Genomic DNA, 12,587 nt, shown 5'->3' on the forward strand with positions numbered 1-12,587 from the left:
GTCGCCGGACTCGCGCTCGTCCTCTCTCAGCACCACGACGCACTCCCTCTTCCTTCTCCCGCTCCTTCCTCACTGCCCCCTCTGGCCTCCTTCGCCCAGGAGCGCCTCTGGTTCCTCCATCAGCTCCAACCCGAGCTGCGCGCCTACAACATCCCCGAGGCCGTGGAGCTTCGCGGCGCGCTGGACGTCCCCGCGCTCGATGGTGCGTTGCGGTTGCTGCTCGATCGTCACCCCGTCCTGAGGACGACGTTCGCCGCGGAGGATGGGCGGCCGGTGCCCCGACACAACCCGCTCCCCGTGGAGGTGCTCCAAGTCGAGACTCTCTCCGCGACGAGCGCGGACAGTCCCGCACTGCACCATCGGTTGCGCGAGGAGAGCACTCGCGTCCTGTCACTGGAGCAGGGACCGCTCTATCGCTTCCACCTGTTCCGCCTCGCGCCCGAGCACCATGTCCTCCTGCTCGTGCTGCACCACGTGGTGGTCGATGGCCTCAGCATCGACATCCTGCTGAGCGAGCTGTCCCAGACCTACGCGGCCCTGCATCAGCACCAGACGCCCACGCTGCCCACGCCCTCGCTCGGCTACGCAGACGTCGCCGCGTGGCAACGCTCCGCGCCGGTCCGAGCCCGTGAGGACAGCCACGTCGAGTACTGGAAGCGCCAGCTCAGCGGTGCTCCCGCGTTCCTGTCGCTGCCCACCGACAAGCCGCGTCCCTCCGTCCTCGGTGACGCGGGCGCACTCAGTCGCTTCCATCGACTGGCCCCCGCGCTGGAACAGGCACTCACCCAGGTCTGTCGGGAACACCATGTCACACCCTTCATGGTGCTGAGCGCGGCGCTCGCGGCGCTGCTGCATCGACACTCGGGCCAGGACGACGTGTCCGTGGGGACTCCGGTCTCCGGACGTCCACATCCCGCGATGGAAGACATCGTCGGCCTCTTCACCAACACGGTCGTCCTCCGCACCCGCTTCAACCCGGGAACCACCTTCGCCGAGCTGCTCGCGAGCACACGGACCACGGCGCTCGAAGCCTTCACGCATCAGGATGCGCCCTTCGAGCGAGTGGTCGAGGCCCTTCAGGTCGAGCGCAGCCTCGCGCACGCCCCACTGTTCCAGGTGGGCTTCTTCTGGGACCGCGCGGAGACCACGCTCGCCGAGACCTTCCCCGGGCTCGAGACGCATCCCATCGTCGTCGACGGCAAGAACACCCTGTCCGAGCTGGCCCTCACCGTCTCCGAGAGCCCTCGGGGCCACGAGCTGTCCTTCCAGTACAGCACCGACCTCTTCGAAGCTCCCACCGTCGAACGCCTGCTGTCGCATTACGTCCAGCTCCTCGAAGACGCCCTCGGTGCTCCGAACCGACAGGTCGCGCACCTCTCGCTCCTCGACACGGCCGAGCGGCAACAGGTCCTCCACGACTTCAACGACACCCGGCGCGCGGTCGACACGGACGCGACGCTCGTCTCGCTCATCGAGGCCCAGGCCGAGCGCACGCCCGAGCTGCGCGCGCTGACCTTCGAGGGACACCACCTCACCTACAGCGAGCTGGAGACACGCTCCAATCAGCTCGCCCGGCATCTCCAGTCACTCGGCGCGGGGCCCGAGGTCCTCGTCGGTGTGTTCCTGGAGCGTTCGCTGGAGCTGGTCGTCACCCTGCTCGGCATCCTCAAGTCGGGCGCGGCCTACCTGCCCCTCGACCCGGAGCTGCCTCGCGAGCGACTGGCCGGGATGCTCGAGGATGGCGGCGCGCCCGTCGTCATCACGCGCCAGGACCTGGCCAGCAGGCTGCCGCTGCACACGGGCCACACGGTCCTCCTCGACGCGGAGGCCGCGAAGCTCGCGAGCCTCCCTGCCACCCGCGTCGCGAGCCGCCCCCATCCGGACTCGCTGGCGTACGTCATCTTCACGTCCGGCAGCACGGGCCGCCCGAAGGGCGCGATGAACTCGCACCGGGCCATCGTCAATCGCCTGTCGTGGATGCACGAGGTCCACGCGCTGGCTCCGGGCGAGAGCGTGCTGCAGAAGACGCCGACCAGCTTCGACGTCTCCGTCTGGGAGCTGTTCTGGCCGCTCACCGTGGGCTCGCGGCTGGTGCTCGCACGACCGGGTGGACACCGGGAGCCCGCGTACCTCGCGAAGCTCCTGGCCGACGAGCGCATCACCCTCGCGCACTTCGTCCCCTCCATGCTCGGCGCCTTCCTGGAGGAGCCGTGGGAGCCCCTCACGGACCTGCGCCGATTGGTGTGCAGCGGCGAGGCGCTCTCCGTCGACCTCGTCCGACGCGCTTACGAGCGACTGCCGGCCGCAGAGGTCCACAACCTCTATGGCCCCACCGAGGCCGCGGTGGAGGTGACGCATTGGCACTGCCCTCGGAGCGACGCGCGCACGAGTGTGCCCATCGGTCACCCGGTGGCGAACACGCACCTGCTCGTCCTCGACACCTCGGGGCACCCCGTTCCCGTGGGCGTGCAGGGTGAGCTCCACATCGGCGGCGTCCAAGTGGGGCGCGGATACTGGCGTCGCCCCGAGCTCACCGCCGAGCGCTTCATCCCCGACGCCTTCAGCGACACACCCGGCGCGAGCCTCTATCGCACCGGAGACCTGGCGCGCTGGCGCGGTGACGGCACGCTCGAGTACCTCGGCCGCACCGACTTCCAGGTGAAGGTCCGGGGCCAGCGCATCGAGCTCGAGGAGATCGAGCTCGCCCTGCGGCGACTGCCCTCCGTGCGAGACGCCGTCGTCCTCGCCCGGGCAACCCCACGCAACGACGTGCGCCTCATCGCCTACGTCGTCGCCCGCGAGGGACGCGCGGAGGACGCCGCCACCGCGCGCACCGCCCTCAAGGCAGTGCTCCCCGAGGCCATGGTGCCCTCGGCGCTCATCGTGTTGGACGCCCTGCCCCTGACGCCCTCGGGGAAGACCGACCGTGGCGCGCTCCTCCGGCTGCCGTTCCCGGAGGTCGAGGCGACGCACGACACAGAAGAGGCACCGCGCGGGCCACTGGAGCAGCTCCTCGCGAGCTTCTTCTGCCAGGTCCTCGGCGTGGAGAAGGTCTCGCGCGACGCGGACTTCTTCGCGATGGGCGGACACTCCCTGAGTGCCACGCGACTGGTGTCGCGCGTCCGCAGGGCCATGGGCCAGGAGCTGTCACTCAAGGCCCTCTTCCTGTCTCCCACCGTGGCGGGCCTCGCGCGAGTGCTCTCGGAGCAGGCGCCCAGTCAGGCCACTCCGCTCCCCGCCCCCGAGCCCCGGAGCGAGGACACGGCCGCCGCGCCGTCGTTCTCACAGGAGCGCATGTGGTTCCTCCAACAGCTCCAGCCCGACTCCGCGTCGCTCGCCGTTCCGGAGGCCACGGAGCTGCGAGGTCCGTTGGACGTCGAGGCGCTGGAGTCCGCGCTGTTGTTCCTGCTGGAGCGACACACCGCGCTGCGCGCCATCTTCACGCCCGCGGAGGGCGGCCCGCGGCTGGGACTCGAGCCCGTGCCGATGCGCGTGCTCGACCGCGAGGACCTGTCGACCGAAGCCGCGAGTCGGGACGTGCTGACCCGGCGGCTGACCGAGGAATCCGAGCGCCCCTTCCGTCTGGACACGGGGCCGCTCTACCGCTTCCACCTGTTCCTCCTCGCACCCGAGCACCATGTCCTGCTGCTGGTGTTCCACCACATCGTGGTGGATGGCTTGTCGATGGACATCCTCCTGCGTGAGCTGGCGGAGTCCTACGCCGCCTACCGTGAGAACCGCGCCCCGACGGCACCGGCGCTCCCCATCGACTTCGCGGACGTCGCCGCATGGCAGCGCACGCCAGCCCTGCTCGCGCGCCAGGACGTCCACCTCGAGTACTGGCGGCGCAAGCTGGACGGCGCGCCCACCGTGCTGGAGCTGCCCACGGATGTGCCTCGGCACCCGGGGCGTGGACATGCGGGCGCCTTCACACGGCACCATCCGCTGCCGGTGCATCTCATCGAAGCGCTGCGGGAGCTGTGCCGCGAACACCAGGTCACGCCCTTCATCGCGCTGTACGCGGCCTTCACCGCGCTGCTCCATCGCTACACGGGACAGTCGGACCTGAGCGTCGGCACGCCAGTGTCGGGGCGCGTCCATCCGTCCCTGGAGCCCCTGGTCGGCCTGTTCATCAACACCGTCGCGCTGCGCACCCAGGTCGACCCCGAGGCGTCCTTCGCTTCACTCCTCGGGCAGGCACGGACCACGGCGCTGGAGGCCTTCGCGCATCAGGAGGTCCCGTTCGAGCGAGTGGTCGAGGCACTCCAGGTGGAGCGCAGCCTCTCCCACGCGCCGCTCGTGCAGGCGATGTTCGAGCTGAGTCCCAGCCCGCGCACGCTCTCGGATGGCTTCCCCGGCCTGGAGGCACGTGCGGTGCAGCTGGGCTCGGCCGCCAGCCTCTATGACGTGATGCTCACCGCCGAGGAGGACGGAGACCGGTTCGGCTTCTACCTCGAGTACCCCACCGCGCTGTTCGAGCCCGCGAGCGCGGAGCGGATGGTGTCGCACTACGTGAGCCTGCTCGAATCCGCGCTGCTCACGCCCACGACACCGGTGCGCCGGCTGTCCCTGCTCACGGAGACGGAGCGTCGACAGGTGCTCGTCGACTTCAACGCCTCCGCACGCGCCCGCGACGCCCACGACACCGTGGTCACCCGCTTCGCGGCGCAGGTCGCTCGCACGCCCGACGCGGAGGCCCTTTCCTTCGAGGGACAGTCGCTCTCGTACTTGGAGCTGCACACCCGCTCCACCCAGCTCGCCCACTTCCTGCGTGAGCTCGGCGCGGGTCCCGAGGAGCGCGTCGCGCTCTGCCTGGAGCGCGGGCCCGAGCTCATCGTGTCCATGCTCGCCGTGCTGAAGGCCGGCGGGGCCTACGTGCCGCTGGACCCCACGCATCCTCCGGAGCGACTCGCCCAGCTCCTCATCGACTCCGGCGCGCGGGTCCTCGTGACGAGGGAGTGCCTGGGAGACCTGTTCACCTCCGTCGCCATCATGGCCGCGTACGTCGACACCGACGCGGCCGAGATTTCACGCAAGCCGGTGGAGGACCTGCCCGAGTCCGCGACAGGCGCGCAGCTCGCGTACGTCATCTTCACCTCGGGCTCCACGGGCCAGCCCAAGGGCGTCCTGCTGACGCACCAGGGCCTGTACAACACGGCCCTCGCGGCGATGGAGGCCCATGGGCTCCAGCCGGGCCGGCGGGTCCTCCAGTTCGCCTCGGCGACCTTCGATGGCTCGGTCTGGGAGATCTTCTCCACGCTGCTCTCCGGCGCCACGCTGGTGCTGGCGCCCAAGGAGCGGCTCCTCCCCGACCTGCCGCTACGCACCCTGCTGCGGGAACAGCGCATCACCGACTGCGCGCTCACGCCGACGGTCCTCGCCCTGCTCGAGTCCACGGGACTCGAGTCCCTCCAGGTCATCGTCTCCGGCGGCGAGCCCCTGTCCGCCGAGCTGGTCCGACGCTGGGGCGCGGGCCGCGCGCTGCTCAACTCCTACGGCCCCACCGAAGTCACGGTGGCCGCCACCGTCACGCCATTCCCGGGGCTCGGACGTCCGTCGGGTGGCGAGCCCACTGCATTGCCTCGCGTCACGGTGGGAACACCCTGGCCCAACACCCGGCTCTACGTGCTCGACGCGCGCCTGGAGCCGAGCCCCATCGGCGTGCCCGGTGAGCTGTACGTCGGAGGTCTCGGCCTCGCGCGTGGCTACCTGGAGCACCCGGAGCTGACGGCGGAGCGCTTCCTCCCGCATCCCCTGGCGACCACGCCGGGCGAGCGGATCTATCGCACCGGAGACCGGGTCCGCTGGCTCGCGGACGGGCAGCTCGAGTACCTGGGTCGCCTGGACACGCAGCTCAAGGTGCGTGGCATCCGCGTGGAGCCCGGTGAAATCGAGGCCGTGCTCACGCGCCATGAAGCCGTGCGCGAAGTCGCCGTGGTGCCCCGCGAGGGCGTGGACGGAGACACGCGACTGGTCGCGTTCCTGGTGCCCACGCATCCCGAGGCCCTCGCCCTCGAGGCGGTGCGCGCGTGGCTGCGTCAGCGCCTTCCCGAACATCTGGTCCCCTCCGCCTTCGTGCTCCTCGACGCGCTGCCGCTCACGTCGTCGCGCAAGGTGGACCGCAAGGCGTTGGAGATCCAGGAGCTGCCTCGACAGGAGCTGCCGTCGCTCGGTGACGACGCGCCCCGAAGCACCACGGAAGAGCGGGTGGCGGGCATGTTCCAGGACGCGCTGGGGCTGGAGCAGCTCTCCCGTCAGGCGAACTTCTTCGAGCACGGCGGCCACTCCCTCTCCGCGACCCGGCTCGTCGCGCGGCTGCGTCAGGCCTTCGGCGTCGAGCTGCCCCTGACGGTGTTCTTCGCGAATCCCACCATCGCCTCGGTGGCGGCGTTCATCGACGCGGCGCCTCGCGCGGTGCACGAAGTCCCCACCGTCGTCGCCCGGCCGGAGGTGTTGCCGCCCTCCCTCGTCCAGGAGCGGCTCTGGTACGCGCTCCAGCTTCCCCAGGCCCCGCCGTATGTCCTCACGCTCGGCCTGCTGCTCGAAGGCGCGCTGGACGCGGAGCGGTTGGAGGAGTCCCTGGCCGCCGTGGTGGAGCGCAACGAGACGCTGCGCACCACGTTCTTCCAGCAGGGTGACGCGCTCCGTGTCCGCGTCCATCCTCCTCGCGCCTCGGTGCTCACGCGTGTGGACCTGTCCCGTCTGTCCACGACGCACGCGCTCGAGGTCGCTCGCGACGCTGTCGTGCGCTTGGACCGCGAGCACTTCGACCTCGCCCAGGGCCCGCTCTACCGCTTCGAGCTGCTGAAGCTGGATGAGCGCGGTACGCGCCATGCGCTCGTCCTCGCCTTCAGCCACACCGTGAACGACGGCGTGGGTCTGGCCACCTTCGCGGAGGAGCTGGCGACGGCCTGGAACTCGGCGGTGGACGGAGGCCCCGCGCGACTGCCTCCGCTGGCGCTCCAGTACACCGACTACGCCGTCTGGCAGCGACAGCCAGAGCAACTGCGCAGGCTCGACGAGGGCCTCGCGTCGTGGAAGCAGGCGCTCGCGCATGCACCGGCGCTGCTGGACCTGCCGCTCGACTTCCCGCGCCGCGCGCCCGCGCTCAACGACAACATGCGCGCGGTGACGGTGACGCTCTCGGCGGAGCACTCGGACACCATCCGCGCGCTCGCCCGGAGCGAAGGTGTCTCGTCCTTCAGCGTCCTGCTGGCGCTGACGCAGGCGTGGCTGCACCGGCTCAGCGGGCAGTCCCACGTCGTCGTCGCCACGCCCTTCTCGGGTCGCTCCACGCCCCAGGTGGAGACGCTCCTGGGCTACTTCGCCAACGTGCTGCCCCTGTGCACGGATGTGTCCGGCGCCCCCAGCCTGCGCGTCCTCCTGCGCCGCGTGCGCGACGTCGTGGCCCACGCCACCACCCACCAGGAGGTGCCATTCAAGCGCATCGCGGACACGGTGCAGCCGGAGGGAGACCGCACCGCGCCCCGACTCGCGCAGGCGCTGCTCCAGGCGGAGCGCCCCGGGCTGCCCGGACTGGAAGGACTGGCTGTCACGGAGCTGGACGTCGACGGCGTCATCCCCGCCTACGACGTGGTGGTGAGCGTCACGCTCGGCGACGCGGGCGCGCTGTCCGGATTCATCGCCCTGGACGGCGCCCTCTTCACGCCCGAGACAGGCGAGCGCTTCGCGCGCGCGTTCGAGCAGCTCGCCGCCTCCGCGCTGAGCACGCCGGACGTCTCGCTGCCCCAGCTGTCCATGCTGTCCGTCGCCCAGCGTAGGGAGGTGCTCGCCGCGCTGGCCGGTCCCGCGCAGGACATCGCGCCGGGCACGTGCATCCACACGCTGTTCGAGGCCCAGGTGCGCCGCACGCCGCATCTGGCCGCCGTCGCGCATGGGGATGTCACCTGGAGCTACGCGGAGCTCAACGCACGCGCGAACCTCCTGGCCTCGCGCCTGCTCGAACGAGGGCTGAAGCCCGAGGAGCGCGTGGGCGTGGTGATGGAGCCGTCCACCCAGGCCATGGCGGTGCTGCTCGGCATCCTCAAGGCTGGTGGCGCCTACGTCCCGCTCGACGCGGACTGGCCCGAGCCGCGCAAGCGCGACGTGCTCGAGCGCGCCGAGGTGCGCAGGCTGTGGGTGGACACGAACGTCCTGGAGCCGCACCTGTCGCTCGTCGCGGACGTGGAGGTGCCGCCCATGCCCGTGTCCATCTCGGACGACTTGGAGCCCGGGCCGCGCCGCGTCCTCGACTCGCAGACGGCGTACATCGTCTTCACCTCCGGCTCCACGGGTGAGCCCAAGGGCGTGATGGTGGAGCACCGCTCGGTGGTGAACCACAACGTGGGCATCGTGAAGCGCTTCGGTCTGGTGGAGGGAGACCGGATGCTCAACTTCGCGCCGCTCACCTTCGACGCCGCCGCCGAGGACTTGTACCCGCCGCTCCTCGTGGGAGGCACGGTGGTGATGCGCAGCGGCCTGGTGCCCGCGCACACGATGACGCCGTACCTGGAGGAGACGGGCATCACCCTCATCAGCCTGCCCCCCACGTACATCGAGGAGTGGATTCGTCAGATGGAGACGCTGGGCCAGCGCGTGCCCGCGCGCCTCAAGCTGCTCGCCCCCGGTGGCGACGTCCTCAAGAAGGAGACCTTCGAGGCCTGGGTGCGCGTGGGCGGTGGACACGCGCCGTGGGTCAACGTCTACGGCCCCACCGAGTGCACGATCACCTCCGCCACCTGCGACATCCCCGGCGTGGAGGGACTGGGCACCGCCGCCACGTTCCCCATCGGCCGGCCCATGCCGCGCGTGAGCTTCTACCTGCTGGACGAGCACCTGGAGCCGGTGCCTCCCGGTCTGCCGGGCCGCGTGTACATCGGCGGAGCGGCGCTGTCCCGCGGCTATCTGCGCGCGCCGCACCTCACGTCCGAGCGCTTCCTACCGGACCCGTTCTCCGTCACGCCCGGCGCGCGCATGTACCACACGGGTGATTTGGCCCGACTGCTGCCCGATGGACGCCTGCGCTTCCTCGGCCGCGCCGACCACCAGGTGAAGGTCCGTGGCTTCCGCATCGAGCTGTCGGAGATTGAGACGTGCCTGCGCCGCCACCCGCTGGTGCAGGAGGCCGTCGTCATCGCGCGCGTGTCCCCGTCCGGCGTGACGTCGCTGTATGCCTACGTGCAGGCACCGGGGGTCTCACGTTCCGAGACGTTCCGCGAGCACGTCGCCTCGCAGCTCCCCGGCTACATGGTGCCGGCGACGTTCGTGGTGATGGACGCGCTGCCCATCAACGCCAACGGCAAGGTGGACCGCAAGGCACTGCCGGACCCGGACGCCGTGGTGACGCCCGAGCCGTCCTCCGAGCCCACGTCCGCCGCGAAGCTGGAGACCCCCTTCCGCACCACGCTGGAGATGGTGCTCCAGCGATTGTGGACGGAGGTGCTCGGCCGCCCGGGCGTGCAGGCCGGCGACGACTTCTTCGCGCTGGGCGGTGACTCCATCCTGGCGATGCGACTGCTCGCGCGACTCGAGGAGGAGCTGGGACTGCCCCTGCCCCTGGCCACGCTCTTCCAGAGCCCCACCCTGGGCGAGTCCTCCGAGGCAATCCTCGCGCTGCTGCGAGAAGGCCCCCGACGCACCAGCGCGGTGCGCCTGTCGAGCCCCCGACTCCCCGAGGACACGCCCCCGCTGTTCCTCTTCCACGCGGGCGACGGCGAGGTGCACCACTACCGCGACCTGGTCCCCCGACTGGAGCCGCACTTCCGCTGCCATGGCATCCAGGCGCCGGAGACGCTCGCCTCGGGCCACGGGCACGCGACGCTGGAGGCCCGCGTGGAGGCGTACGCGCGCGACATCCGCGCCATCCAGCCCCATGGCCCCTACCGGCTCGCGGGCTTCTCGTACGGTGGCTATCCCGCGCTCGGAGTGGCCGCGCTGCTGGAGGCCCAGGGCGAGACGGTGGAGCTGCTCGCCATGGTGGACACCGCCACGTGGGAGGCCATCCGCGCCGTCGCGCCTTCGGCCGATGAAGACGCCGTGCTCGTGCTCGCCAGCGAGTTCGGCGTGCGCGACGCGGCGATGGAACAGGAGCTCGCCGCGCTCTCCCGCGAGCAACAGTGGGAGCACGTCGCGAAGCGGGCCCGCGAGCGGGGAACGGCCGCGCCGCACTTCCGGGGCAGCGACTTCGCTCGCATCTGGCGGGTGCTGGGCGAGGTGCTCACGCCTCAAGCCCGCGCGTGGAACATCCCCCTGACGCGCGTGCGCCCGACGCTCATCACCAGCCGCGCGCTGCGTGAGCAGGTGGGCGATGCGCGCCTGGGCTGGACGAGCCACCTGCCCGCCGAGCACCTGGACGTGGTGGAGATGGAGGGGGAGCACGCCACCGTGCTCCACCCGCCCGAGGTCGACACCCTGGCCGCGCTGCTGCTCGCGGCGCTGGGCAAGGCGTGAGACGGAGGCCGCGTTAGCGGAAGCGGCCCTCCAGCCACGTCTTGGTGAAGATGTTGGGGCTGAGCGGCGCCAGCTCCACCTCGTCGTAGCGGACGGTGAGCTGCGTGCCCTCGGCCTCCTCCACCTCGAGCACTTCGCGCATCAGGTACACCGGCCGGTTCTCCGCGGCCGGGTCCAGAATCTTCTGGTAGCCGCGGATGACGTCGGTGCGCAGCGTCCGGCCCGAGGGCGCGTAGCCCACGCGCTTGACGATGTTGTAGTCGGGGTCCACCCAGACACGCAGCTGCGGGAAGGACGCCTCCATGCCCGGGCGCACCTTGAGGAACAGCTTGCGGAACTTCGTGCCCGCCGCCGTCTCCTCGCCCTCGTCCTGCACCTCGTAGGTCTCCAACAGGTGCGAGCGGTCGAAGTCCTCCTCGCAGGAGATGGTGTTGACGATGTTGCCGCGCGAGGTGGTGCGCTGCCAGTGGCCCACGGACGGGTCGTACTCCCACAGGTTGCGGCCGATGCGCAGGTATCCGCCACCCGCCATGTTGCGCGGCTTGGTGATGTAGATGAGCAGGTCCTTCGACGAGTCCCGGCGGAACACCAGCATCTCCAGCAGCGCCTCGGTGCCGTCCTTGCGCTTCTCGCGCAGGCGCACCGTGCTCTTGAAGTCGCTCTTGAGCGCCATGCGCGCATCCACCCGCCGAATCACCTCCTCGGCGGACACGGCGGCCTTCGACTCCGCGGCCTTCGGCTCGGCGGCCTTCTCTTCCTTCGGCGCCGCCGGGGCCAGGGGCGCGAGCGACAGGGCGAACATCACGGCGAGACGGCGGATGGACGTCTGCATCACAGGGACTCCATGGCGGACCGAGGTGTCAGCGAGGCGGCACGCGCCGCCGGAATGAGGGTGGCGAGCCCCGCCCCCAAGGTGACGAGCACCACGGCGAGGACGCACAGCCCCAGGTTGGGTGTCAGGGGCAAGGTGCCACTGAAGAACAGGTTGGAGATCTCTTCATGCAAGGGCACCGCTCCGCGCAGCGTCACGCACAGCACCGAGGACACCACCACGCCCAGCGCCGAGCCCACGAAGCCCAGCAGCAGCCCCTCCGTCATGAAGAGGGCCACCACGCCGCGGCGCTGCATGCCCATGGCGCGCAGGGTGCCAATCTCCCGTGTGCGCTCACGCACCGCGACGCTGAGCGCCACGAAGAGGCCCATCACCACCAGCACCAGCACCACCAGGCTCACCAGCACCGCCAGCGCCGTCAGGCCCAGCGTGACGAAGGACATGAACGAGGACTCGTCCTCCCACGTGCTGACGTCCAGCTTCTGGCCTCGCCAACCCTCGCGCAGGAGCAGCATCTGCTTCTCGGCGTAGGACTGGTTCGCGGCGGGCAGCACGTCGAAGCCCGCGCCGCGCAGGGAGTCGCGCAGCGAGGTGCCCAGCGCGTCCACGTCCACCGGCGTGTCACCGCACACCACCTGGAGCACACCCGCCGAGCCCGGCTTGAAGCCGTCCAATTCGCGCAGCGTCTCGTTGGAGACGAGCAGGCCCGCGGACTCGCCCAGCAGGCCCGCCTTCTCGGTGATGGCCACCACCTCCACGTCCAGCGCGTTGCGACGGCCTCCGCCCACCGGCTGGGCGAAGAGCGTGGCCAGGTCCCCCGTCTTCACCTTGAGCCGCTCGGCCAGCGTGGTGGACACGGCCAGGGTGCGCGGCCGCGCGAGGTCCTCCAACCGGCCGGACGCCACCCGGAAGCGCGCCAGGGAGTTCTTCTCGCTCGCCACATCCATGCCCACCAGGAAGGAGCCCGTTCGGCGCCGCCCCGCGCCCGCGAGCGCGAAGCTGCGGCCTCGCTCTCGCAGGTAGCAGCCTTGCGGCACCTGGGGCTCCAACACGCCGCGCACCTTGCCGGCGTCGCCCACCACCGGCGCGATCGAGTCCGGGTGGACCTTGAAGAAGCCGCCCACGTTGAGGTCACCCGTGAGGAACGTGGTGACGGCCTCGCGCTGGGCCGTGGCCACGCCGGCCGCCAGCGACGACACCGCGACGATGACCCCGCTGGCCGCGGCGGTGATGCCCAACAACAGGAGCACCCGCTCCCGGTGGGCGAAGAGGTTTCGCAGCGCCAGATGCAGAAGGGAAAACATCG

3 protein-coding genes are annotated in these 12,587 nt (G+C 70.8%); 1 reads left to right on the forward strand and 2 read right to left on the reverse strand.

What is annotated here, in order from left to right; translation table 11 throughout:
- Positions 1–81: 81 nt before the first annotated feature.
- Positions 82–10,449: a non-ribosomal peptide synthetase gene (locus LXT21_RS43925; protein ID WP_256572494.1), complete on the forward strand. Its 10,368-nt coding sequence runs from the start codon at positions 82–84 to the stop codon at positions 10,447–10,449.
- 13 nt (positions 10,450–10,462) lie between these two features.
- Here LXT21_RS43925 and LXT21_RS43930 read toward each other — a convergent pair whose 3' ends face one another.
- Positions 10,463–11,281 carry an outer membrane lipoprotein-sorting protein gene (locus LXT21_RS43930; RefSeq protein ID WP_254044247.1) on the reverse strand — a complete coding sequence of 273 codons (819 nt, stop codon included), beginning with the start codon at positions 11,279–11,281 and terminating at the stop codon, positions 10,463–10,465.
- Entirely contained in the window at positions 11,281–12,585 is a 1,305-nt protein-coding gene (locus LXT21_RS43935; protein WP_254044248.1) for an ABC transporter permease, read from the reverse strand. Before LXT21_RS43935 ends, LXT21_RS43930 begins: the two co-directional genes overlap by 1 nt.
- Between the last annotated feature and the right edge of the window lie 2 nt (positions 12,586–12,587).

The sequence above is a fragment of the Myxococcus guangdongensis genome (assembly GCF_024198255.1).
Classification (GTDB): Bacteria; Myxococcota; Myxococcia; order Myxococcales; family Myxococcaceae; genus Myxococcus; species Myxococcus guangdongensis.